17 protein-coding genes are annotated in these 25,333 nt (G+C 41.0%); 3 read left to right on the top strand and 14 right to left on the bottom strand.

The window, feature by feature from the left end; all coding sequences use genetic code 11:
• Nucleotides 1–143: 143 nt before the first annotated feature.
• Nucleotides 144–299: a hypothetical protein gene (locus E0E32_RS22280; RefSeq protein ID WP_165445027.1), complete on the top strand. Its 156-nt coding sequence runs from the start codon at nucleotides 144–146 to the stop codon at nucleotides 297–299.
• 6 nt (nucleotides 300–305) lie between these two features.
• Entirely contained in the window at nucleotides 306–665 is a 360-nt protein-coding gene (locus tag E0E32_RS12785; protein ID WP_130859894.1) for a type II toxin-antitoxin system PemK/MazF family toxin, read from the top strand.
• 62 nt (nucleotides 666–727) lie between these two features.
• Here the strand turns inward: E0E32_RS12785 and E0E32_RS12780 are convergent, their stop codons facing one another.
• Together E0E32_RS12780 and E0E32_RS12775 are read right to left on the bottom strand one after the other, a co-directional pair.
• Nucleotides 728–1,978 (bottom strand): hypothetical protein, encoded by a 1,251-nt coding sequence (locus E0E32_RS12780; RefSeq protein ID WP_130859893.1) that lies wholly within the window; start codon nucleotides 1,976–1,978, stop codon nucleotides 728–730.
• Between the two features lie 95 nt (nucleotides 1,979–2,073).
• Nucleotides 2,074–3,510: a sulfatase family protein gene (locus E0E32_RS12775; protein ID WP_130859892.1), complete on the bottom strand. Its 1,437-nt coding sequence runs from the start codon at nucleotides 3,508–3,510 to the stop codon at nucleotides 2,074–2,076.
• A 158-nt stretch (nucleotides 3,511–3,668) separates the two neighbouring features.
• Between E0E32_RS12775 and E0E32_RS12770 the strand changes: the two genes are divergently transcribed.
• A complete protein-coding gene (locus tag E0E32_RS12770) occupies nucleotides 3,669–4,439 on the top strand; it encodes a helix-turn-helix domain-containing protein (protein WP_066193301.1) in 771 nt (256 codons plus the stop codon).
• Here E0E32_RS12770 and E0E32_RS12765 read toward each other — a convergent pair.
• The 12 genes from E0E32_RS12765 to E0E32_RS12710 form a co-directional block, all read right to left on the bottom strand.
• Nucleotides 4,420–6,840, bottom strand: coding sequence for a beta-galactosidase (locus E0E32_RS12765; protein ID WP_130859891.1), 2,421 nt, complete (start codon nucleotides 6,838–6,840; stop codon nucleotides 4,420–4,422). The genes E0E32_RS12770 and E0E32_RS12765 overlap by 20 nt on opposite strands.
• 21 nt (nucleotides 6,841–6,861) lie before the next feature.
• A complete protein-coding gene (locus E0E32_RS12760; protein ID WP_205410332.1) occupies nucleotides 6,862–8,181 on the bottom strand; it encodes a glucoamylase family protein in 1,320 nt (439 codons plus the stop codon).
• A gap of 274 nt (nucleotides 8,182–8,455) precedes the next feature.
• Entirely contained in the window at nucleotides 8,456–11,818 is a 3,363-nt protein-coding gene (locus E0E32_RS12755; protein ID WP_130859890.1) for a GH36-type glycosyl hydrolase domain-containing protein, read from the bottom strand.
• A gap of 71 nt (nucleotides 11,819–11,889) precedes the next feature.
• Nucleotides 11,890–12,849 (bottom strand): carbohydrate ABC transporter permease, encoded by a 960-nt coding sequence (locus E0E32_RS12750; RefSeq protein WP_078060125.1) that lies wholly within the window; start codon nucleotides 12,847–12,849, stop codon nucleotides 11,890–11,892.
• Between the two features lie 13 nt (nucleotides 12,850–12,862).
• A complete protein-coding gene (locus E0E32_RS12745; RefSeq protein ID WP_130859889.1) occupies nucleotides 12,863–13,729 on the bottom strand; it encodes a carbohydrate ABC transporter permease in 867 nt (288 codons plus the stop codon).
• Entirely contained in the window at nucleotides 13,726–15,996 is a 2,271-nt protein-coding gene (locus E0E32_RS12740) for a DUF5696 domain-containing protein (RefSeq protein WP_130859888.1), read from the bottom strand. The genes E0E32_RS12745 and E0E32_RS12740 overlap by 4 nt, the downstream gene beginning before the upstream one ends.
• Entirely contained in the window at nucleotides 15,989–18,016 is a 2,028-nt protein-coding gene (locus E0E32_RS12735; RefSeq protein WP_130859887.1) for a YIP1 family protein, read from the bottom strand. Before E0E32_RS12735 ends, E0E32_RS12740 begins: the two co-directional genes overlap by 8 nt.
• Nucleotides 18,017–18,028: 12 nt before the next feature.
• Nucleotides 18,029–18,907, bottom strand: a complete 879-nt coding sequence (locus E0E32_RS12730) for a carbohydrate ABC transporter permease (protein ID WP_066193292.1) — start codon at nucleotides 18,905–18,907, stop codon at nucleotides 18,029–18,031.
• A gap of 20 nt (nucleotides 18,908–18,927) precedes the next feature.
• Nucleotides 18,928–19,812, bottom strand: coding sequence for a carbohydrate ABC transporter permease (locus E0E32_RS12725; RefSeq protein ID WP_130859886.1), 885 nt, complete (start codon nucleotides 19,810–19,812; stop codon nucleotides 18,928–18,930).
• Nucleotides 19,802–22,720, bottom strand: coding sequence for an extracellular solute-binding protein (locus E0E32_RS12720; protein WP_130859885.1), 2,919 nt, complete (start codon nucleotides 22,718–22,720; stop codon nucleotides 19,802–19,804). The genes E0E32_RS12725 and E0E32_RS12720 overlap by 11 nt, the downstream gene beginning before the upstream one ends.
• Nucleotides 22,721–22,750: 30 nt before the next feature.
• On the bottom strand, nucleotides 22,751–24,133 hold the full coding sequence (locus E0E32_RS12715) for an ABC transporter substrate-binding protein (RefSeq protein WP_130859884.1): 1,383 nt from the start codon (nucleotides 24,131–24,133) through the stop codon (nucleotides 22,751–22,753).
• 195 nt (nucleotides 24,134–24,328) lie between these two features.
• Nucleotides 24,329–25,297 carry a LacI family DNA-binding transcriptional regulator gene (locus E0E32_RS12710; RefSeq protein WP_066193287.1) on the bottom strand — a complete coding sequence of 323 codons (969 nt, stop codon included), beginning with the start codon at nucleotides 25,295–25,297 and terminating at the stop codon, nucleotides 24,329–24,331.
• Nucleotides 25,298–25,333 lie beyond the last annotated feature (36 nt).

Below are 25,333 nucleotides of genomic sequence, written 5' to 3'. Positions count from 1 at the left end.
AAATAAAAAATGATTGCAGATATAGTACTTTTGGTTTAAACTAGAAGTATAGAGAAAACACAATGTATAGGTTCCTTCATATACTGTAACACTGATTCTAAAGGTGGTGTTGTATAGTGGGAAACAATGAGGAGGAAAAAAAGATGAATGCATTAGTCCACAGAAGTGGTAGCCAAAAAATGTCCTCAGTATCCTCAAATAAATTGAAAAAAATATCGATCAAGCCAAAAGTGAAAGATGGAAAATTATTGCTTAGTAGAAAAAAATCAGATCACCGTTACATTGTAGAGGACGATTAGGGATAATTGTTTGAACTAGGAGACATCTTCTATATAGAAGTTGCTTATGATGACGATCCAACACAATCAAAGAGAAGACCAGCAATTATTATAAGCGAAGATAAAGAAGATTTAAAAATACTAATTACTACTACTAGCAAAGAACGTAACCATCCGTTCCATAGGCATGATTATTATAAAATACCGATTCACAATTGGAGAAAATCCGGATTAACGGAGCCTTCTTGGTGCAGAGGGAAAGTTTTATTAGAATTGTCATTATCAGAACTTAAAGATACCGTTCAAGACGATGATTATATAGGAAAATTGGTCGAAGTTGATTTCATCTACATTCAAGATGAATTGAGCAGACTACATGACGCATGATTTATATGCATTTTTTTCGTGTCAGAACGGTCAACCATCCATAGTTGACCGTTCTGACTCATTTACAATTTCACCTTATCAGCAAAGAAACCCATTCCGCGCTTAAACGCAGCCAATCCATAGAGCATCGAACTCCAGTCAATCAACGTAACCTTCTCTGGGTACCAGCGCGTACCTTCATCCAAATGCCAAAATGAATAACGGTGCAAGCCAAATCGATAAGCCGAACGTAAACCAGGATCGACATGGTCTTTATTATATGGTATATGCTGCTCGTACACGGCAAACAAATCATAAACACCTGCAGGGTATACCGGTAAAAAACCAGCTACAATATAAGCCGAGGCGATATCACCTGGTGCATTGTTTATTTTATCGGCATGATAACCGCCATGTAAGCCATCATTAGAACCTGCGCCATATCCCCAAACATAAGAAGGAACGTCAGACAGCTCTTTCCATTTCAATCGATCGGCAAGGCAGGCATTCTCAAAATAATGACGATAGACGTCACTCGTTGCATACTCAGGTACCAAATAAAAAGGAAATTGATGCACGAACGAAGAAAGAAATGTAGTCGCCCCTCCGTTTGTATCAGTTAGCACTGGAATATCACGATAAGACGTGTGCGGTAAATCTTTTATCTTTTCTTCACTAAAATGGTGCCATAACGCCTGAATATTCTCATCATCTGGTTGAGCCAACAAGGCCAAGTAGGCAGCAAGCACATATTCATTAAAGGCGGGCAGTGGTAATTTTCCTTGCCCTTCTTCCACCACCATATGAATCGATCCGGTAGCAAGATCAGCAACAATCACCGACCAATCGATCTCGTGGAGCAATTCAAGCGCCAGTTGTTTGATAGCTGGAACAGATGCCTCAAAGTAGTTACCTGCAAACAACGCTCCGGCGACTAATAGTGACGTGTCAATCGTAGAAAACTCGGAACGGATATTTTCACCTGTTTCCATATCGACAAAATGGGCATAGAAACCAGTTTGTGCATCGCGAGCTACCTGGCATCCTTTTCGTTTTCCTAAAACTGTCTGTAGTGTACTAAGCGCTTTCGTCGCAGCCTGAGGATCCCATTCCTCTTGATCGGCTATACAAAGACTGATTAAACCGACACCTGTTGCTGCAATCGAACAACGGTGATCAGGATTCTGACCAAACGTCATATAGCTATCCGCATACAACCCTGTTTCTGGATGACGAGAAGCGTTGATTAGCTGAAAGGCATCCTGATATTGCTGGTCGACAAATGCTTGAACCTGTTTTGGTAAGTGACGATAATACGCAGTTGTTTCTTCCATACCTGATTTACCCCTTTATTCATGTCTAATTTTTGTAAGATTCATTTTTTTATAACGAACGCATTCACTCTTTGTTGGAGTGAATGCGCGTTTTTCTAATGTCTGCTAAGCAGGCGATTGGCTGCTTCGTGTCTGCCTTGTTTTTGCAGCTTTTCGACATAGGAATGAAGATTTCCTCTTGTATGATAAGGGCCACCTTCTTGAATAACGCTCCACATAGGATCTGTTGGCGAATCAGAGATTGCCATTTGCTCTGCTACCCACTCATCCAACAGGCGCAATCCTTTTGCTACAATTTCTGGCCTTTGATCGACTAGATTATTCGTTTCATGCGGATCTTCCTCGACGTTAAAAAGCATGAGGTTAGGGAAATCCTTTAAACCGTCGTGATAGGTACGAATCAAGATCCATTGGTCAAAACGCACACTACGTTGGCAGCTCCAAGCTGCTTGACTCACTACTAAATAGGGGCGACCTGCCGAGTCTCCCGTTGTAATAGCAGGCAAAAAGCTTTTACCGTCTCTTCTTTCACTAGATTCCATGCCAACAAACTCGGTTAATGTTGGTCCTAAATCGATTTGATAGTGAAAATCTTCATCGACATATCCCTTTTTAAAGGATGGTCCACTGATAATTAATGGGATACGACTCGTGATATGATCAGCCGTTTGATGATCTCCATATACATTCAGCTCTCCTTGATTCTCCCCGTGGTCTGCCGAAAGAATAATGATCGTTTCTTCTAGCATGCCATTCTCTTCCAAGGTATCTAATAAAAGACCGATATGGTCATCGACGTGTTTGATGGCTGTATCATACCCATCAATCCAACGTTTAAAATCTTCCGGATGGCGGATTTCATCTGGTAAGTTTGGCCATTGATCCCCTCTAGGTAATTCTCTGGCACTCATTGGTCCAAAACTGTCTCGTTGTTGTTGGATAATCTCCTCTGTTAACCACTCTGGAGCAGGGTCGTCTTTGAAAGGATTACCATAGTCTTCCGGGGTGCGATATGGTGTATGTGGATCCCAAAAATTGAGATACAAAAACCAGTCATCTTTCTCCACCCCTGTACTTTGAAGCCAATTGACTGCCTGCTTGGATACGTCTCCTGCCGTCTCTCCAGCATGCTTCCCAGTATCATGCATTTCAAGAAATCCTTCCAATACATTCCATTTCGCATGGCGCCCTGGGAATGGACTAATCATGGCGGTATGATGACCTTTAAAACGCAAATCTTCTACCCACGCCTGATAAGGTGTATGGTGATGATTAAATGGTCGATCACTCCCGATTGGCCGGGTATCTGCGTCTAACCCACCGTGATTAATAGAGCCAGTATGAATACCAAATCGAGAACTAAATAGGGCATTCCTGGACGGTGCACATGGTGCGTCTGAGGCATAGTAATTGGTAAATCGCACCCCGTTTGCAGCAATCCGATCGATATTTGGGGAGGTGTTCCGATGATACCCATAAGCTCCCAAATGATCTGGTCTTAATGAATCTACATCAATATACAAAATCTTCATTTTTCTCTTCACCCTTCCTTTGGATAATTCATTTCTTGTACTATCCTATTTATTGTGAACTTCTTAAAACAAATTATATGATATTCATGTTATAATCACCATAAACAAAATCAATATATTTGTATAATTCATCGATTAAATCATAGGAGTGTTCAAAAATGATACAAGTCGAAGGCATCTATCATGACATCGCCCCTCATTGGCATACAGGGAAAGCACGTGGTTTGTATACCATCGTTTTTGTCACAGAGGGAGAAGTCCATTATATTATCAATGACGAACAAATTATATTAACAGCAGGTGATTTTCTTTGGATTCCAGACGATGTTTATCGTTCTTGGAAAAGTGCGCCTAGTATCAATCATACGAAATATACGTTGCTATGTGAGATCGAGCAGGAAGAACTCCCCTTTCCACAAAAGGGGCAATTCTTTTCCTATCGCCCAAGAAACATGGCCTATTATGAACAGCGACTTTCTTTTTTATATGTGCAATGGCTAGGCAAACGCGCTTATTATCAACAGTTATCGCAACAGTTAATCAGAGAATTATTATTTTTCATTGCCCAAGAACGGTTTGAACAAAATGCTTCTCCTGCTAAAGAAGTGGTTGTACGTAAAATGCAAAACCATCTGCTATATCATTTCCGCAGCCATGTCACTATTGAAGAACTCTCAGAACTGGTCGACGTCACGCCCAATTATGTGACGGTTTTATTTAAAGAGGTCATGGGAATGACGCCGATCCAGTATCTGCACCAAACAAGGATTAATGCGGCCCATAACCTGCTGACCACAACGAATATGTCTGTTAAGGAGGTAGCAGAATATCTAGGCTACTGTGATCAATCTTATTTTAACCGCATGTTTAAAAAGTGGATGGGAATAGCACCATCCCATGCAAGACGCTCTACTCATCCGAAAACGTAACAATGAAGTCATCGTCCACTTTGGCATGTTTTTTAGATAAAAGATAGTGTGTGTTGCCTTCGGTATGCACATCATAATCTTCACTAGGAAGAACAGAACGCTCGGTTTCTAATACGATAATATCTTGGGGCTGTGTCAGCCGAAACACTAGCTGCTGCTCCCCTATCTTACTAATCTCAGCTGTTGCATACTTTATCTTGATATTGCCTAGTTCGATATTGATCGGCAGCATCACACCTTCTTTTGCTTGTATCGATAACGTTCGCCCATCAAACAGTTTTTCTCCTTCATACTTGATATGAATCTCTTTATCAAAACCGTCTAAATTCAGAAGATGTAGAAAGGTTTCCTGCTGCTTATTGCTGGTGGAAGTCATAAAGATACCGTGTTCTGCGCCATCATGCGTTAACTTCGCTTTTGCTCCTAAACGTTCCAATGCCTGCGTAAACAAGGGCAAATCACATACATAAGGTGTTGCCATAATAATTGCTTTGCCTGCACCTGCCTGACATTCAAACCCACAAATATCATCACTGCCGTATACACGAAATAGAGGTTCTACTTCTCGATCAAACGTAAATGCTTGTGCCTTAGGAACGCGAATTTCTGCTTGTTCTCTCGCCCATCCATCTCCATAAACAGATAAGGCGAAATCTTGACTGGCATGATGCATCGTTTTGTGTTGCACACCAAGTGCCTTTGCCAATAACTCACAGCTATTCCCTTCCATATCATAACGTGGCACTTCGCCGTACAACAGGATGGAGCCGCCTTGTTGCAGAAAGAGCACTAACTTTTCTTGAATGGCAAGTGACATATAGCTTGCCGATGGTAACGCAAGCACAGGTGTCGTTGTTACTTCTAGCGGCTTATGTTGCATATCGGTAGCACCAAAACGGTAACCGGCAAGCAACATAGCTCTCGCCATATTCTCCCAAGCTGCATGGGCCCGGTGTTCTTGCAGGTTCTGATACATCGATCTCATTTGGAAACTATCTGGATAACAAGATTCCGTCATATAATAGTCGGGAATAAAGGCAAAGCTTACGTCGTCGCGTTCTTCTTTCGTGGCTGCGAGTTTATCGGAAACCGCTCTAATCGCTCCGATCGATCGTGCCATTCGCGGAAACGTATAATTCAATTTTCCTTCTGGACTAATTGGTGCAGCGAATCCATGTCGTTCACCGGTGTGAGCAATACGATCATTTCCATCATGTTTCTTGTTTTGGAAGCGATAGTTTCTCCCACCTGTCATCAAGTAATAATTAAGCAGCCGATTCCCTTGCGCCACACACATTCTGGCCTTAAAATCAGTGGCAGAGGGATCAACACGTCCACTAAAGTTGTTGCCAAAATTGCCATCGCCACAATTAAATTCAACCGAAGTTAGCGGCTGTTCTTCCCGATGTACGGCATCCATAAAGGCATTAATCAAATACAAATCTTGAAAGGTTTCCATATTCAAATCGCCAAAATAGATATCAGATCCTGATAAATAGCCTTCCGTTTGTGTATAGGATTCGTATAATTGACTAATGCCAATGGGAAAGGTAAAGGCCCTTCCCCCGCCCATACCGTGTATATTGACAACAAATGGGATATCCTTTACCCCGTAGGTTTCTGCATATTTCCTTAACTCCGCAACATAGCGAGCAAAACGATGGCGCATATAATATCCCAGATCATGATGCAAACTAGCTTGATAGGATTGCTCAGGCGAACGGATAGCCTGATAGTTGGGGCCCTCCTTGTCTAGGGTAAAGGGATAACGCGTCTTTAATTCCTCTCTGTCATAGGTTGTATGCAACCACTCGATCAAATGATCGATATTGTTATCTGTCAAATCCGGGGAATTACTGACCCACGACAACATGCCTACCTCATTATCCAGCTGCAAAGCAATAATATTTCCACCATTTGGCTGAATCCGCGGTGCAGCAACCTTCATAACCTGTTCATACCATTTTTTTGTATACTTCAAAAAGGCAGGTGCTGTATAATCTAACGTTTTTGCTAATGTCTTCTTCTCATCCCATGTAACCGGGACGATTTCTGGATGCTTTTCAATCAACCAATCTGGAATACCCTCATTACGCATTTCTGCCATAATAAAAGGACCAGGTCGTAAGAAAAAATACAAATCATTGGCCGCACACAGATCGATAAATCCTTGCAAATCTAATTCCGGTCTGGTCGTACCGGTTAAGTCGACCACCCCTTCTACTTCTTCATGACAAATCCACGGTACATAACTAGCAACGGCATTACAACCAGCCTTTTTTAACTTATCCAAACGATCTTGCCATTCGGAGCGATCTAAGCGGAAATAATGCACTTCTCCGCTCATAATGATCTCGGCTTTGCCATCAATCAGGATCTGTTTCTCTTTGACTTCTATCATGTTCCCACTTCCTTTCTATTATTATTCTTCCGTTAAATCGATGCGCTCCATCCCTTGTTGGACATACGAATTCTGCATAAACCATTTCCAAACCAATGCACTGCGATAGTTTTCGATCATCAACAAGGTGATCCCTTTATTAATACCAATCACATCAGAGGCGAACCATGCCGGGTTGACATCAAGATTATAGGCGTCATAAAACCCATACTCTCCCCATAGCTCCGAAATCGTAGCATAGTGTTCTAGCGCTTCCACGGAGGCCTCAGGAGTGAAGACAATCGAGCCTGCCGCTCCAGAAGGTGGAATCGTTCCATCGGTAAAATGAGCACTATTATCGCCTCCAGACGGACTAGAGCCATACTCTCCTTTGTAACCGTCCGGACCATCACTGGCTGTTAATCCCCAGGCAGTTGGACCAAATGTCTGAAACTGCTCGGCATGATCGATGGAGAAAGAACGACTTGCCTTTGAGGCCTCGATCGAATTAGCAAACCAATCCACCCCTTCTTGATCCAGGAGCCCCCTAAAATCAAACCACGCATGCGAAAACTGATGCGTAAAAATGGAGCCAAACCAAGAATGAATAAATGGTTCCCCATCCCCATATGCCTTTTGTTCACGTGTAAAGTCGTAAAACATCTCTGGATTCGTAGGATGCGTAGGAGAACCAGCTCCTAATACATAAAGAATGAGCTGTTCTGCATAAAAATCCCATGCTCCGGAAAAGCCCTCCTCAGGCGAATAAGACATGTAAAACTGATTGGTGTTCGGATTACGATACCATTCCCAATCCACTCGCTTATAGATATCTTCTGCTTTTTCACTTATATCCCCACCGAAATACTCACCCGCCGTTAACGCACCACTGACTAGCAAAGCGGTATCAATAATGGAAACTTCACTGTTGCCTGCTCTGGTGGCATCCTCCATATTTAAAAAGTGATAAAACACACCATTTACGTGATCTGCCCGCTGTAACAAAGTATCCAATGTTCCATTCACCCTATCTATCGCCTCTTCTTTACTGATCCAACCCCTTTCTACCGCAATAGGAATAGCGGTTAAACCAAAACCAGTAGAAGCTACACTTGATAAATCTGGATTACTGGGAGCCCGGTCTCTAATCAGACCATAGCCCTTGCTTTGTTTGTTGTTATTTACTTCTTCCCAAAAAAACGTAAAACTAAGCTCACTTTCTTGCTCTAGGATATCTGGCAGTGTTTTTTCCGTTTGCTGCTGTTCTGTTGGGGCCGATACCGAACAACTACTGATCAGCATACTCATCATACCTAGTGACAGAGCCATAACGATGAAGCGTTTTGTAACTAACAACAGCATTGCATTGCTCCTTTCATGTTTCTATTCGTAAGTAACCACTATGGTAAATAAAGCAAGACTTATCAGGATGTTTAGAGTCCGTTGTTTTCCATACTCTTTATCGATTAACGCTTTTACAGCAGGAAAACTTACGGACACTTAACGCGGTGGTAAAGCGAGACTTCGTTCTGTGGGGCTGCTTTTTGCCCCTGAACGATAGCGAGACTTATCAGGATGTTTAGAGTCCGTTGTTTTCCATACTCTTTATCGATTAACGCTTTTACAGCAGGAAAACTTACGGACACTTAACGCGGTGGTAAATAGCAATCGTATTTTCTTCTTCCTGTAAATAGGCTTCCAATGTTTCTTCTGGAATAATAAATCCACCTTCTCGATAGCGATTGTGAACGTTTGACAGATGGTCTATCTTTTGCTGATTGATCTCTATTCTGTTTTCCTGGGCTCCTAAATGATAGATGAACGCTATTTTTTTTCCGTATAATTCAAAGTGAAAAATTAAACCGTTTAATCGTTCCTCTAAGACGGGATCTATGACAAGCTGCCTGTGCTCGATACGAATACCGAGACAATGGGAAATCAGCTGATTGATATAAATCCCTGGACCGCTAGAATAAATACGCCAGCCGCCTTTCACTTTCTTCTCCCCATGCCTTAATTGATCAAAATCGGCTTGTGCCTCATAACGCGTGTGAAAAGCTCCATCCGAACTGCTAAAATAGCTGTTACTTTGCCGACGTTCTGCATTAGGTACTTGTGTTTGAATTTGTATCGGATTAATCACTTGCAGGCCATTCCACACTTCTTCTTTTTTACCTAATTTGGCCATTGCCTCTACATAGCGAATGTGGGCATGAACATATTGCAAGCCTATCTCCCGGCCAAAATTAGCCGCTTGTTCTGCCCGTTTAAAGTGTCTGCTTATCCCTCCCATATAGAAAGCAGGGCGATTCATAAGACGCACACCATCAGGAAATGACAAATAGGTTTTGATTAATTGATAGTGGGCTTCTACCTCTTCTTTGCTGAATAATTCACTAATCATACTGCGCTGCATTGGTAATAAACGATAATCAATCGATGTGCTTTGATCTTGCGGATGCAGCATTGGTTTCGGTTGATCTGGTTCCTCCAAATAGAGGAAACCTGGTATAACCTGTGTCGTTAACATGTATTTTCGGAAATCACCAGCAACCCCTTGAGCTAACATTTCTAGTTGCTGAGCTCTTTTTGGATACACTTCTCGGAGAATAGTTGCCAGCTTACTAAAGGATTGGTAGGTTAAAGCAACCGTCCAACTGCTCACCATATTTTGTTTTAATTGGGCATTAGCTGGTTGCAGTGTATCGTCCCAGTCCCCGTCACCATAGGATGAGAGGAAAGTGTCATGTAAAAAATGATCTTGTATATACTGTATCTGCTTCTCCATATGTTCCCAGATGGTTGCTTGTTTATCTGTCGGTTGGAAGCCTTCATCTCTACAAGTGTAAGGTACACGCTCTTCCAGCAGTCCAAAATCCTCCGTAGCCGCTAGATAATCCCCAACAACCTTTAATGGCCAAACAATAATATCACCATGACTTTCCCCAGCCTGAATCGTATAATAGTTATCAAACATAAACCACTGTGGCCAATTACCATCCTCGTGAAATTGGTGCTGGTAAACGGTTTTAATAATCTCTCTAACCGTTGCAAAGTTCTGTGTGGCCATAAAGTATTCGAAAGGACCTTGACATACATCCCTCGTTCCCCAAGCCGCACCACTATACTGTTCCAAGCCATGTGGAGAAGAAAAATGCACCAGCATATTATGGGTATACCACCAGGCAGTCGCATTCATTTTATTTAATTCTTCGGTCATACCCGCTTGCGTTGTTAATTGAAACTGATTCATGATTTGCTGGTAATACGCACGATAACGCTCTGTTTCCGTTTGCCAATCGGCTGCTCGTTCGGATGACTGTTCTCCTTTTAAACTACCTTGGATCGTTAATTGCCAGGCATTTGTTGGTTCTAGTTGATAGATTTGAACCGTTTCCGGCTGAAACGAATGATGTGTAGCCAGTCTCGTTGAATCCAGCCATTGATATCCTGTACCGTTTAATTGAAGACGATAGTTTAATTGCGGGTAAACCTCCGCATTCATTGCTTGCCTATCTGCAGTTATCGTCACGATGTTTTCTTCTTGTTTGACCTGATAAGGAACTTCTCCTTCATTGGCGTGCATAACCAATTGATTGGTGACTAGATAACGGTAATTTCTTCCACTTTGAGTTTCCATGGTTAATACCACTTCTGCATGATCAACGCTGGTGTAGTTAGTGATGATAAACATTTCCTCTTTTGTTTTATAAAACCAACGCGCATAGTTAAAGCCCATTTCGAATAGGGATGGCAGCGTCAATAAGCAAAATTCCCCGTCCAACTCTACATAAATCCTTTGGCCAGATATTTTCTGGATGTTTAATGGATTTCTTGCATTCGATAATAATTTATTAAAACTAGAATTACCAATCACTAATTGGGCATTAAAGATGCCATACATCCAAGAAGTAGTACACATGGTATCCTCTTTGATGCGATGATTATTTCCAGACATTATCATGTGACCATGCGGCCGTTCAACCAGTAATTCTTTTTCTTTTAGGACGACATGTTCATACGTATCGGTAAAAAAAGATAGCAATTGAGCATCTTCCCGCTCCTCTTGATGACGTTTGGGAAAGCGTTGTTCGATCTCTTGCGTTGTCATCGGTATCGTCTGAACAGGTGCACCGATATCCGCTTGTTTGCTAACAGCTGGCAACTGATGGGAAGTAGATAGATCTTCTTTTGCATACTTATTCCATACTTCCCAGATACGGTTTTGAAACGCTAATTTCATAACGGCCTCTGGATGGTCTTCTTCAAATAAACCATAAAAAACAAATTGTGCTTCTTCTTGTAATCGGACTTTTTCTGATTGCAAAGCGACATAAGCAAATTCATATTGATATACATCATTAGCTAGATTTGCTTGTGAGAGTGCTTCCGGCTGATTGGTTTCCTTATAACGTTTACCAAAAAATTGAAAGCCGTCTGTTGAAAAGCCCACCGTTTTGGTAAGACTTCCTTGCTGTAAATAAGGATGACCAGTCGATTGGGTTTGATTTTGGCGAGAACAGACAACATAACCGCTCTCTTCCTCTTCAAAAATGTGATGATCAATATATTGGGAAACATAGGCCTCATTATTGAGAACGGCACCCTTATCCGCCAAACCGACATCCTGCCCATAAATTAGATCAACTTCTTGTCCATTCCCATTCAGCTTGACATCCCAAAACCAGATATTTTCGTCTGTCAGTATAAAGCTTACCTGATAGGTAATTCCTTCGACACTTCCTGTCCAGCGAACCAGATTTGTTCCATAACTAACCGACGGATTCGCCTCTATTCCTAATAAGGGATAGAACGTCATCGAGTCTTCTTTATGAATGCGTAAATAAAGCTGATTTAAAGATCCATCAATGGGATTTCCTCGCAACTGATTAAGTAGCACCGATTGATTGGTTATTTCGTAAATATCTCCACTGTTTAAAAAAGAAAAATTAAGTTGATTTACTGCAACATGCACCATACTAGATTCCGTTTGAATCATATAATCCCTCCTAAATTATTCTGCAAGTTTAAACGTTTCAAAGGGTGGCGAGAGGAATAAACGATATTCCTCTATTCACCAGTGATACCAGACCTATCCACCCCTTCAATAAACCATTTTTGTGTAAAGATGTAGACGACTAATAGTGGTAAAATCGATAGCATCGTTCCCGCCATACTAATCCCTTCATTGATATCATTGGAACTCGTTTCCGTGCTGCTCATTTCATTAAAGGTATCACTAAATTTCTCTAGTTCAACCGGCAATGTCGTTAAACTGTTACCAAAGTATAAACTGGCCAAAGCCGTCTCATTCCAATACCATACAAAAGAAAAGAGAAAGGAAATGATAATTGCCGGCACAGCCATAGGAATAGCAATGGTCAAAAACACCCGAAAATTCCCTGCCCCATCCAGATGAGCTGCCTCTTCCAACGCTTGAGGCATCATACGAAAAAATTGATAGAAAATCAGGATAAAAATGGTGCTGTTTAGCCCTTGCCCAAAAGCTGCCGGTAACAAAAAGGAAAAAATACTGCCGATTAAATCTAATTCATTGAAGAACACATATCTTGGTATCATCAATACTTGCGGTGGAATAATAAACGTAATCAACACAATCACAAAGAAGATTCGTTTAAAAGGAAAATCAAATCTGGCAAAACCATAGCCAATGATCGCAGCAATAACGGTCTGTGCCACAGCAGGAATCACCGTTACATATAATGTTTGAGCCAACGTCGGCCAAAAATCTAACACTTGAAAAGCGGTAAGGTAATTATCGAAATAAAAGGCTGTTGGTATCCAGCTGATCAATGGATTTAATAAATCTTCCAATGACTTCAAGCTATAGGAACCCATATAGATGAGCGGATACAAATAAACAAATCCGATACCGATTAACAGTAAATAGACAGATAGCTTCAACAAAAAACCATGATTACCTTGCGCACCTAAGAAAAAACTCCGGACTTTCCCTAATGAATAATACGTTTGCCGCTTGTCTTGTTTATTTCGTTTTGCTAGGGACATCCAATCCCTCCTTTTAGCGATAATTTTTCCTTCCTTGTATCATGAGAATTCCTGCTCCAACAGCAAGGACAATCGTAATTACGACAAAATAAATCCAAGAAAGTGCCGATGCATAACCAAAGCCGGTTGATACCTCGAACATATGATTTTGAATATGTTCTACTACCGGATTAAGTGCAAAGATGGAATAGGTGACAATCGTATAAATTAAGTTCACTAGAATCATCGGGAATAGAGATGGCAATGTCACCATCCAAAAACATTCCCAGTTGGAGGCCCCATCAATTTTGGCAGCCTCATATACTTGTCGATCCATCTTTTGTAGTGCTGCCAAAAAGATGAGTATCTGCACCCCTGAATACCATAAGATGATCACCAGGTTATCCATTAAATAAGTCAAAATCGTTTGCAGTGTACCCTCTGTATTCGTCAATACCGCAGCAAAGATCGCATAATCTTCTATCGCAGGAATCGATGTAACCTCCTGATCCATCAAATCCGTAATAACGGGGCCACTGGCAATAATAACAGGTAAGAAGAACACCATTCGGAAAAACGTTCGAAACCGAATCGGCTGATTTAACAGTAAGGCAATAATCAAGGCAAATACGATAATAATCGGTGTCGAGATCACTAATTCTCGTAAAAATCGTAACAAAATTTGGGTGAATTCTAGATCTGCGCTAAGGGCAGATGCATAATTCTCCCATTGGATATTTGTGGTGACAATCCCACTTGGTGTAATCTTTACTTGCTGGAAACTTAAAAACAACGAATAAATAAACGGAAAAGCTGTGAAAACCAAAAACCCCACAATCCACGGCAGAATAAAAGTATAACCAATTAGACTTTTTTTGTTTTTTAAGGATAGCTGTTTCACGAAGGATCGCCTCCTTCTACCACTTGATAACCTTTCGCTTCTACCGTCACACCACGAATGTCTTTTGCTTGATTCGTATAATTCACATAGATCGATATGCCATTGGTATACTGCACCTCAACAACACCTGTTTCGTGAACGATATGTTTGTTAATGGCTTCTCCTGCCACCGGCTCTAGTGATTGCTTCATCGTGTTATACTGGTTGACTATCTTCTCCTCCCAATCGGAAAATTGGGATGTATACAGATCACTAGAAGGTGTGTGCATTAATTCATGAGACGGCTCTGACGTTAAATAAAAGGATGGATAAGCACCGTATTCGATCATTCTTAATAACTCATCCTCTGGATTATATTGAAAGTTAGCAAAAGATGCATAATAAGGGACATCTCCCTTTAACACAATCTGTAAGAATGGCACGGTATCCGTTACAAATTGATAGTTAGATGAATACATCGGAACATCTAAATAACGATCCATGACAGGAAACATATAATCATTCGGTGTGTACAAAGCGATCGATTCCATCGTATCCTTTAATTGCGAGAAGATGTCTTGATACAGCGGAATAGACGCGGAACGGATCGTGTTAGAATTAAAATCTGAGAATAAGGTGTTCCCAGTTGTGTCAATGGCTAACTGATGCATTTGATGGTCTTGATATTGTTCACGGTCCGCTGCCATCATTTCCTCTGTTTTTACCGGATTTAAATAGTAATATTCTCTTTGCTGATTGCCAAAGATAGGTTCGGCATTGATTTTACGAGCAATGTCCGTGCTCCCCGAAAAATCCCCTGCCCCTTCATAAGCCTTCGTATAATCCGTATAATAATAAAGTGGGATACCTTGTTCCTCCATTTGTTGATTCATCTCTTCGAAATCAGAAGAGCTGCCTAGCTTATCTTCCAGCGGGAATTTTTGAGGCAGTGCGCCCGTCAATCCACCTTCCGACCATCCACGGTATACAAGATGCATATCTGTCACGTCTTGTTGCTGCAAGCGATTGACCATTTGTGGCAATTCGTTTATGCTGGTCATCACTTGGACAGAATCCCAAATCAAACCGCTTTTCACTTCACCACCCAAAAACTCTAGACGTACATCAACGGTATCTTCTACTTCTGGCAAACGTTCTTGTTCTTGCAAATCATTTTTGTAAGACTTGGCCATGCCGGTATAATTCGCCTCATCGTTACTTAAAAATGTTATTTTTTCTTGAATATCAAACCCATTCATTTCTTGCTGAAATACGTTATAACCATTCATACTTTGACTAGTCGGTTGATAATATTGATAACGATAGTTATATTCCGCCGTAATCCAATGAAAATCAGTCGACACCCCCGAAGGATATGCCAATATCTCTGCAAAGCTCTGCCCTTCTTCAATCACCCCGACATAGGCATCCTGATTAGCAGCATGGGTTACGCCATAAACAGGGACGGTAATTTGCTGGGCTTCTCTAGTACGGCTCTCTTCCTCACTCGTCACTGTTCTAGTAAACCCTACATCTTCACCGTATATCGCCGCTTGATAAGGAGCAGATGAAGCTAATTGTTGTTCCGAAAAACGCATTAGTGCGCCACTTCCATCTGGAATAAAGAGGTAGCCGCTCTCATTAGCCGTTCCTTCCTCCGCACCAAGAAATGGGTAGACTCTCATTTTTGTTAATAGATTGTCGCCCTCTTCGATCGCTTCTTGTGGTACCCGAAATTCCAGAGAATCTTCGGTTAAACGGACTTCTAACGCAATACCGATATCCGCTTCTTCCATGTCTACTCTTGCATTGAACCCATCTTCCACTAGCTCAAGCTCAACGTTTGAATCATTAGATAAAATACTTTCACTGGATTCATCGCCTCCCTCATCCATGTAACTGATAGTTAGCGCAGAGTGTGCCATACTCAACCATGTATCATTTAGATTGTACTCTTGCGTACGATCCACACCCGAGTTCCAAATATGACCCGTTTGTTTATTTTCGATTTGCAGAGCAAGGGAGGCTTCTTCTACATATAAGGCTAGCTGATCATTCTCCGTCACCAGTTCATATCCTTCCAGTAACCGATTTTCCTCTAATGCCCCATCTTCTTGTTCTGGCTGGGTGTATTGATTCGATTGGTACCGCAGCATATCATTCGATCGCTGTTCTTCGATCTCTTCTACTTCTTCTGTTGCAGCATCTTCGGTGGTTCCATGCACAAGCAATTGAACGGGGAAGACAAGGACCATGACAAGCATCAACCATTTCCATTTCTTAAACACGTAGAATCACCTCCTGTATAATCGAACGTACAAAGTCATAAACTTGATCAAACAATACATACAACACAAAGAAAATTAACACCGTTAAAAACATACCAAACAATGTAAGCAATATATTTCGCACTGTTCCCCAGAATGAATAATCGTGAATTTCTTTTATGGTCATAAACAATAGGATGACACACCACGCTATGATAACCTGAAAAGAAAGTGTATAAATAAAGGCTTCATTATAAGTGAGCACATTGGAGACCAGTGTGATCGGAATAACAAATAATAGAAACGGCGCTAAGGAATAGATCGTACCATTGTATACATCCCTAAACCTGCCTTCTCCTTCTGTAATCGTACTAACTAAGTAATTGATCACAATAAACAAGATCAATGGAAGCACGATTTTACCCATTTCAAAGAAAATATTTATTTCTTCCAGGGCTTGATCACTGAACAAAAACCCAGTCCAATAAATCATCAGAATGTATTCGACAAGTAACACCATATACAGAATCGAAGCCGATAAAATCGATACTTTCTCATACTCTTTCAAGTAATACAGACTATCAAGCGGCTTCCTGATAAAATTTTTCACATAAAGCACTTCATTCAGCAAATTAAATCGTTGTTGCCATTTGGAACGGAGTCGTCGTAACGGTTGTAATAGGTTACGTTTCTTATCTAATATGCGGATCACAAATCGCAAAACAAGTAACGTGAATAATACGATAAATACCGTCGCTAAGTTATCCTCCATCCATTGATAACGAACCTCCCAAAAAGCCGTAGAATATCCATCTTTATCATTGGCTAAGGTGAATTCCGTTAATGCTTCATCAAATGATTGCTGTTTATATAAAGCCTCCCCCTTGGCAGAATGGGCTAACCCAAAGGAGGAATTTAGGCTTAGAATCTCATCCCAATATGTTTCACTTTCAACATAGTAGCCATCTTCAAACAAGGATAAGCCTTGATGAAGAATTGTCGTAAATTCCGTAGGTTCATAAACTTGAATAACACCCAACTCTTGATCAGTAACATAGACGCGACCCACACTATCCACTTCAATACTAGTCGGCTGCACCATTAAGCCTAAACGATTGGTTTCCTCTGTACTGCCACCAAACGAAAAGAGAAAGTTACCGGAGCTGTCAAATTCATAGATCACCCCGTCATTACCAACAGCGTAAATATTTCCAATGCCACCAACCGCAACATCGAGCAGATTCGTCTCCTCTGTGATGTCTGGAGGCAGGATGTTATCTCCTGCAATATTTAATTTGCGAATCGCTTCCCAAGCCGTTCCTGACGTTATCGTATAGGTTAGCCCTTGATCATCGATCGCTATATTTTGTGCTGCAGGAGGTTCACGTAAAAATAAATTTGCTCGCTGTCTTTGTGTGGTAATAAAGCTTTCTAGTGCTCCACTGAAGGTCGGCTCCAGCGTATTTGCACCGTAATACCCAAGAAAACTTCCATCCTGACTTAGTTGAATAATGCCGTTAGTGGCACTTTCACCAATAATATAGATATTTCCCCGTTGATCAATGGATACCTTTTGTGGTTTGTATGGAGCAGACCGTCCAAATAACGGGGATTCAGGCCGGGCATATTCTTGCAGCAGTTCACCTGATTCACTAAACTTAAAGACAATTTCCTGTCCATAATCGGCTACATAAACGTTATTGTTTTGGTCAGCGGTCACACCCATTGGTTGTTGTAATGTTTCGCTGCCGTATTCCTGAATCAAGTTACCTTCTACATCAAACTTCTTAACCGTTTGTGTACCAGAATCAGCAACAATCACTTCATCCTCTGCACTAATGTAAATATCTTCAGGATTAATGATTTCCGCTCCTTTGGCAAATAAACCAATCGGTACATAGGCCGTCTGCGTCTCAATAATGTTCCCATCAGCTGTCAGTGTTTCTGTTTTATAGGGCACAGAAACGGAAGCAGAGGAATAAACGGGAAACATGAGTAAAAACCAAACAATCGAAAGTAAAATGGTTACATTTTTTTTCATCCCCGTTCCTCCTTACTTAATCCCTGAATGAGCCATCGTGTTCATGACTTTACTCTGCATAAAAATAAAAATAAGCAGGTTTGGTATAAACATGATTAACGCGGCAGCCGCTGCCATCCCTTGACCAGCAACCGTATTTCCTCCCGTGTCCACTGCTAAGGTAGACATATAGAAGGCAAACGTCTTTAAATTCTCATCATCTACAAATAAAGTCGACGTTTCCGCATTATTCCAAACGGCTTGGAATGATAGAATAGCTATCGTAGCTATGGCAGGCTTGACAAGTGGTACAATAATTTTCCTGAAAATTTGAAAGTCATTGGCCCCGTCAATTTTAGCCGCTTCGATTAATTCATCGGGAATTTGATCAATAAACTGTTTGACCAAAAATAGTCCTACTGGCATTGCTAATAAAGGGAAAATATGAGCAACAAACGTATCTAATAGACTAATTTCATCCATCAACAGGTAACGTGGAATCGTTACTGCGGCAGGAACAAACATTAATGCCAATGTGTTAATCTCAAACAACGTTTTCTTCCCTTTAAAATGTTTCTTCGATAACGCAAACCCAGCCATTGTACTGATGATCACGGTAAAAAATACCACAATAGCCGTAACCGTAATACTATTAAACAAGTATCGTGACATGGGTACGCCCGTTTCATTTGAATTATTGACTAGATCCTGAAAGTTCTGAAAGGTTGGCTTTTGGACAAAGAACCTAGGTGGATAAGCAAATAATTCATCAATCGGCTTTAAGGCATGCGAGAATATATATACAATGGGTAACAACATCAAGATACTAATCGGTATCAAAATGGCATAGAATTTTAACTGACTTCGGTGAAAACGATCTGGATTAATTTTTGACCCATGAAATGATGCCATACTTCTTCTCCTCCTATCTTTTAGTCCTTTTCGCCAAATAATTTCATCGCAATCTTCGAAAATCCATATATAAACAATAGTAGTAAAACGGATAATGCCGCCGCATAACCCATTTCATATCGAATGAAACCAAAGTCTTCTAAGTGATTCACAATTAACTGTCCAGCATATTGCGGGGTCGGGTTTTGACCAGATAACTCCACACCAATCGCACCTGCTTGAAACGTGGTAACAACTGCCATTACGGCACCAAACAGCATCTGTGGCTTCATTGATGGAATCGTGATGTAGATAATCTCTTGAAAGCGGTTCTTAATCCCATCGATATAGGCTGCTTCATAAATCTCTTGATCAATGTTTAAAACCCCTGATAACATCGCAAGAAACCCTACACCCATACTGCCCCAAAGAGTGACTACGATCATAATAACCATTAAATACTCCGGGGATTGGAGGAATTGTATCGGCTGATTAATAAATCCCATCGAAATTAAAAGACTATTTAAATAACCTGCTTCATCTCCACTAAAAATAATCTTCCATACTACTGCCATCGCAATCCCTGCTGTCATCGATGGAGAATATAAGATAAGCGCTAAAATCGTTCGTGGTACCTTGGAAACCTGCGCCAGCATCCATGCCAGCAAAAACGCCATAATATATCCACCAGGTCCGACAATCAATGCAAAAATGAGTGTGTTAGGCAAAACAAACTGCATGAAAGTATTATCTTGCGTCAGAATATTGACATAGTTGTCTAACCCAATAAAGCTGGGACTCTCAATCGCATTGAAATAGGTAAAGGATAACCCAATCGCTATCGTCACCGGTATAATAATAAAGGTAGTAAACAAAATGACATAAGGCGCCAAAAAAATCGTCGTACTCACCTGATTATTCTTCATCTTCTTCCAGCCACCTTTCTACTTTCTCAATAGTTGGTACTGGATATGGCTCAACCTCTTTTCCATTTTGCATATAGCCAAACTCTTCCATTTTCCTCCGCATTTCTCGATTGATTAAAATCACACTGTCATCGACGGAAGCCCTTACGTTGTCTCCATCAAATACCGATCGGTTCCATGCATTGCTGATCTCCCGTTCGACCATGTATGCATATGGTGTTTTCGGTACCTCATGTAAATACTCCCATTGTTCCAAAATGACATCTTTGTGCTCTTCGGGCAATGGAGATTCCTTAAATGCTTCCAAATTGGCCGTATTCCACATATATTCTGGTCCATATAAGGTTTGCAAGGTAGATCCATATTCCACCTGTGTTTCTGTAGACATCCACCATTTCAGTAACTCCCAAGCTTCCTCTGTTTGATCACTTCCATTAAAAATCATGCCAGCTTGACCTGATCCTGCCGCCCAACGTTCTACTTCGCCCTCTTCATTTTCAATGCCGGGATGTGGAGTAATATCCCACCACCCAGAGATTTCAGGCGCTGCGGTTGTCAGTTCGACATACGTTCCAAATGGAGCAATACCAATGGGCAGCGTAGCATAGCGAAAATGGTTATAAAATCTTGGCACTTGTAATGGCATACTATAAATAGTACTTAAATCAGACATAAACTGAATCCCTTCCAAGGCATTATCCTCATCAATCGTTGATCCAAAACCGTTCTCTTGAAAAATATCGCCTCCAAACTGATAAATAAACGGAGATGTCGTTTGAAATGCCTTGAAGGCGGATTCCTCAGCTAACGGTGTATAATAATTCAAGCCATACCTTTGTAATTCTGGCAGAATTTCTGTTACATCATCCCACGTATTAGGGATAGGTAAATTCAATTCATCCATAATATCTTTCCGATAAAATTGAACGAAGAAATCTTGTGTTTCCGGTAAGGCATATACACTGTCCTCAACAATCATTGGTAAAAACGCACCAGGTGAAAACTGTTTACCAACCGAAGCAAAATCATCAAATTGGCGTAAGTCTACAGCAGATCCACGAATAGCTAGTTCATAAGGGATCCAATTACTAACACCAATAGCCAAATCGGGCTGTGTATCAGCAGCACTTGCTAACACCAATTTTTGTTCATCCGGCATTAACGAGAACTTCACTTCGATTCCTGTCTCTGGAGTAAAGTTTTGATCAGCCATATTTTGTAACACTTCCACATATTGGCGCGGTCGGTTTACCCACACCTCTAAGGTATCATCTGCTACATCAGAGGTTGCTAAATTTTCTTCTGTAAAAGAGCGGAAAAAGCTATATACAGCATCCTGTACCTTCACCCACCAACTTGCTTCTACAGCAGGTAACTCTTCTTCACCATGTACATACATCTGATCGAGAAGTAATGGTTGACTTTGTAGTTCTGATCGAATATCACCTAAAAATTGTGCCACCGAGTTCGATCCTGTCGATAGTTCCGTTAGTCGATTAGGTATTTCATCTGGTTTATTGGCAAGCGTCGTTAATTTATCAATGGCTATTTTTAATGAAGAGATTTCCGTTGTTTCCTCCCCTCCATTTAAGGAGTGCAAGTGTTCCATCTCTTCTTCTAGACGCTCCGTCCATGCCATTAATTCCTCATCAATACCAGGTAAGTACTCATCAATCTCCCAATCTCTTTCTCCTTCCTGGTTGCCAGTCAGCTTACGAATAGATAGCGAGAGTTCTTCGATTTCTTGCATCACTTCGTCTATGGTAAAAAGTGCTTGTGCATGAGGGTATGCATTTGCCTGTAGAGTAATCTTGTTTGTCCCCTCTTCTAAATAAAACAAGTACGGTTCTCCGTCTGGGTTGCTTAAGGTTTCTTGATACCAGCTTTTGCTGTATGGAAACGAGTAAGCTTCCATCTCTTCAAAAGGTACTTCATCATTGATTAATAACGTTCGGTAAACAGGAGAACTGGATTCCTTTTCTTGTAAGGCCTTGAAAGAGAGCTGATATAACCCAGCGTTCTCCACCTCTATATCCCAGCTGACTGCTTGACCTGGTGTATCCCATGACTCGCCACCTAATGTATTCAGGTGAAGCATATCATTATCGTAAGGATGAACAGATGGATCTGAAGTAGAAACTGGGCGTATATAGGAATTATTCTTCTCCAGCAGTTGCTCTGATTCATGTATGATCATCTCTTCTTGTATAGTAGCTTCTTGATGCATTTCACGATATTCTTCATACGTTCTATCTAATTGGAAAGAGCTTATTTCTACGTTTCCAATCAGCATTTCCCCGCGTAAGTTATTTAAGGTGATCGTATTTTCCCCTTCTTCCAAATGAAAGCGCAGAGGACCCTTGTATAAATATTGTGAGTCTTCTATCTTCATCTGCTTCCAATCTGGTACCTTTACCTGCTCAGGAATCATCTCGTTTCCGGAACGATCCGTTTCAAACTGATCCGTTTGGTTTTGCCAAAAGGTTGGAAACACGATCCGTCTGCTTTCTTCGTATTGGTATTCACCATTAACCTGGATGGCACCCTCTACTGGGATAATCGAATCTCCTTGAGGTGAATAATCGATCGAAAGCTCATATAATCCTGCTTCCTCTACTTCTACTTCTAACGTTGCAGCATTCTGATTATGCCAATAGAATACGCTATCCCCGTATTCATTACTTTCTTCAGCAGGCAATATATTTTCTCCGCCATCGATAAAAGCAGACGGAGGGATGGATTGCTCATAAGGAGCAATCCGATCCAATCCTGCTTCTTGCCATTCGTTGAGTTTATTATAATAATGTGGTTCTTCTATTTGTGCTTCATTGGCCTCCTCTGCTTGCACAGATAGAACAGGAAGAACCAGAAACATTATTATCGATACAACCACTAACTTACATTTCATGTTGTTACCTCCTCAACTTTACCCAATAACTTAATTTTCTAATGCTTCAAGGGCTTCTTGATATTTTTCGTTAGCTAATTCATTCACCTGCTGTGCATAATTCTCATAATTAATTTCTCCAGTTACGGCATTGTCGATCAACGTACCAATAGAAGCATTTGCCTCATCGCCTATTTCCACACCAGTAGATGCCTCCCAACGAGCCTGGCCATAACCTGGTGTTGTTTTAAATGGTTCTACTACGGCGTCATCGATATTCTCAAAGGCTTGTTCTAACCCAGGTACGTCCAAGCCATCAAAGAAGGAATCGAGCACTTCCTGGTCGGTCGTTAATGGTAAGCGATCAATCGTTACACCATCCACTTCTTCTGCAATCTCTAAGCGTTTTAAATAGCCATCTTTACCGAATCCCATCCATTTTGCCAATAAATAAGCTTCTTCCGGATGTTCCGTGGAACTGGACATACCATAATAATCGTGCGTGAGTAAGTCTCTTTCACCTGGAATCCCAATAAAATCCCAGTCAAAATCAGCATTTTCTGTTAAACCACTAATTGCCCAAGTACCATCCCATCTAATGCCGATACCTTGGTTAAACCAAACCTCATTGGCATCCTCTCCGTTGAAATTCGTCTTTTGATCATCTGTTAGAGATTGATACACATAACCATTACTGTTCAGTGACTGTGCGAAGTCAAGACCAGCGATAAATTCATTACTATCCAAATGGAATCCATCTTCGTTATAGGTATACCATCCTAAATCCTCATTTGCTGCTGCTGGGTACCAATCAATGATCGAAAATGTCTCATTTAAGCCAATAACCCCTTGGTTCACATTCGTTACATTTCGAACGGCCTCATTAAAACTATCTAAATCCATACCGAGCTCTGGGACATTCAGATTAGCGTTTTCAAATAGTTCTTTATTCACATAGTAGCCGAGCAGATGCTGAGAAGCTGGAATGGCATAAATTTGGTCATTCATGGTAATGGTTTCTATCACAGAGTCCGGCAATGTTTCAAACTCTTCATCTTCTTCCAGATACGGCTTTACATCCATCATCCAATCATTGGCTATTCCAGTCGGTATATTGGTAATGGAAAATACATCTGGCATGGCATTTGCACTTGCTGCAGCCGCTAGTGATTCCTGCCAAGGATCACCAAATGATTCATCAATTTCTACTTTAATATTAGGGTGTTCTTCCATAAAGGCTTCTAGCATTAAGCGGTTAATGTTTTGATCTCCCTCCGTACCGAAGGACCAGCTTGCCATTTTCAATACAACTTGATCCCCATTTTCACTGGAATCTTCGCCTTCACCTGCGTCACTGGCTTCCTCATCATTACTACAAGCGATAAGAATCATGATTAACAGTCCAAACAATAAAACGGAAACTAGCTTTTTCATCACCTAACACTCCTTATTTTGAATTTTTAAACCAAGCATTTTGTTTTGAATTGAAACGTTTCAATGAATTGCCAAATAAAAAGGATGATGGGCTCATCTCTATTTCACTATTTTATGAATCCGCTTTCACAATCGGCACATCATATCACCCTTAAAAGCCAAGCTATCAATATATTAAGGGTGATACAAATACAATCAGGTACTTTGGCGCACAACAAGTTCAATGGGAATCGTTGTTGGCTGTTGCCTCTCTTCTTTATTGATCATTTGAAACAATGTTCTAGCCGATATCTCCCCCCATTCCTTCTGTTGGACACGTATGGTGGATAACGCTGGCTGAAAATGCTTTGCCAATTCAATATCATCAAAGCCAACCATGGCAATATCCTCTGGCACCTTAAAACCTTCTTGCTGCAGCGCTTTAATCGCACCCATGGCCATCTCATCGTTCGCAGATACAAAGGCAGTTGGGTAATCTTTTCGATCTTTCAAATAGGCCTTCATGCTTAACAATCCACTTACTTCGGTGAAATCTGCCCTTATGATATCCTGCCTGTCGAATGGTAGTTGATGTCTTTGCAGTGCTTCTCCAAAACCCTCTAAACGCTTTTCACCATCGAACGATTCCTTTGATCCTGCAATAAATCCAATACGCTGGTGACCATTCTCTACTAAATGATCAATGGCATGATTGATTCCTTTTTTATTTGGCAGCAGTATTTGTTCAATGTGAGGATGATCAATTTCACGATCAAGCACTACAAATGGATATTTCTCGGTAGCCAATACCTGCAACAAATCATCGGGAATATGATAATTCAAAATAATCGCTCCGCCAACGTAACGCTCTTTCAACAATCGATGCATATCTGACGAGGCACAAACCACCATCTCATAGCCATTCCTCTCTACCTCGTTCTGAATCCCTTCCAGCATTTCATTAAAAAAAGGACCCTTGAAACCGCTGAGAAATAAACCAATAATGTCACTTTTATTCTTTTTTAAATTCTTGGCGTTTCCATTAGGGTGATAACCTAATTCATTTGCCACCTGCAATACTTTATCTCTTGTACCTTTGGAAATTAAGTTACTTCCATTAATAGCATAAGATACCGTTGATACACTGACATTCGCCTCTCTCGCCACATCTTTTAGCGTAGTCACAGGCTTTCCACTTCTCCCATCTAAAACAAAAAATAT

The organism is Gracilibacillus phocaeensis (assembly GCF_900626275.1).
GTDB classification, from domain to species: Bacteria; Bacillota; Bacilli; order Bacillales; family Amphibacillaceae; genus Gracilibacillus; species Gracilibacillus timonensis.
This window is presented reverse-complemented; position numbering and strand designations above follow the sequence as displayed.

Excerpts from the sequence above, each read along its gene's own strand:
- E0E32_RS22280 (WP_165445027.1), top strand. The coding sequence starts at position 144 with ATGAATGCATTAGTCCACAGAAGTGGTAGCCAAAAAATGTCCTCAGTA.
- E0E32_RS12780 (WP_130859893.1), bottom strand. The coding sequence starts at position 1,978 with ATGGAAGAAACAACTGCGTATTATCGTCACTTACCAAAACAGGTTCAA.
- E0E32_RS12775 (WP_130859892.1), bottom strand. The coding sequence starts at position 3,510 with ATGAAGATTTTGTATATTGATGTAGATTCATTAAGACCAGATCATTTG.
- E0E32_RS12770 (WP_066193301.1), top strand. The coding sequence starts at position 3,669 with ATGATACAAGTCGAAGGCATCTATCATGACATCGCCCCTCATTGGCAT.
- E0E32_RS12765 (WP_130859891.1), bottom strand. The coding sequence starts at position 6,840 with ATGATAGAAGTCAAAGAGAAACAGATCCTGATTGATGGCAAAGCCGAG.
- E0E32_RS12760 (WP_205410332.1), bottom strand. The coding sequence starts at position 8,181 with ATGCTGTTGTTAGTTACAAAACGCTTCATCGTTATGGCTCTGTCACTA.
- E0E32_RS12755 (WP_130859890.1), bottom strand. The coding sequence starts at position 11,818 with ATGATTCAAACGGAATCTAGTATGGTGCATGTTGCAGTAAATCAACTT.
- E0E32_RS12750 (WP_078060125.1), bottom strand. The coding sequence starts at position 12,849 with ATGTCCCTAGCAAAACGAAATAAACAAGACAAGCGGCAAACGTATTAT.
- E0E32_RS12735 (WP_130859887.1), bottom strand. The coding sequence starts at position 18,016 with ATGAAAAAAAATGTAACCATTTTACTTTCGATTGTTTGGTTTTTACTC.
- E0E32_RS12730 (WP_066193292.1), bottom strand. The coding sequence starts at position 18,907 with ATGGCATCATTTCATGGGTCAAAAATTAATCCAGATCGTTTTCACCGA.
- E0E32_RS12725 (WP_130859886.1), bottom strand. The coding sequence starts at position 19,812 with ATGAAGAATAATCAGGTGAGTACGACGATTTTTTTGGCGCCTTATGTC.
- E0E32_RS12720 (WP_130859885.1), bottom strand. The coding sequence starts at position 22,720 with ATGAAATGTAAGTTAGTGGTTGTATCGATAATAATGTTTCTGGTTCTT.
- E0E32_RS12715 (WP_130859884.1), bottom strand. The coding sequence starts at position 24,133 with ATGAAAAAGCTAGTTTCCGTTTTATTGTTTGGACTGTTAATCATGATT.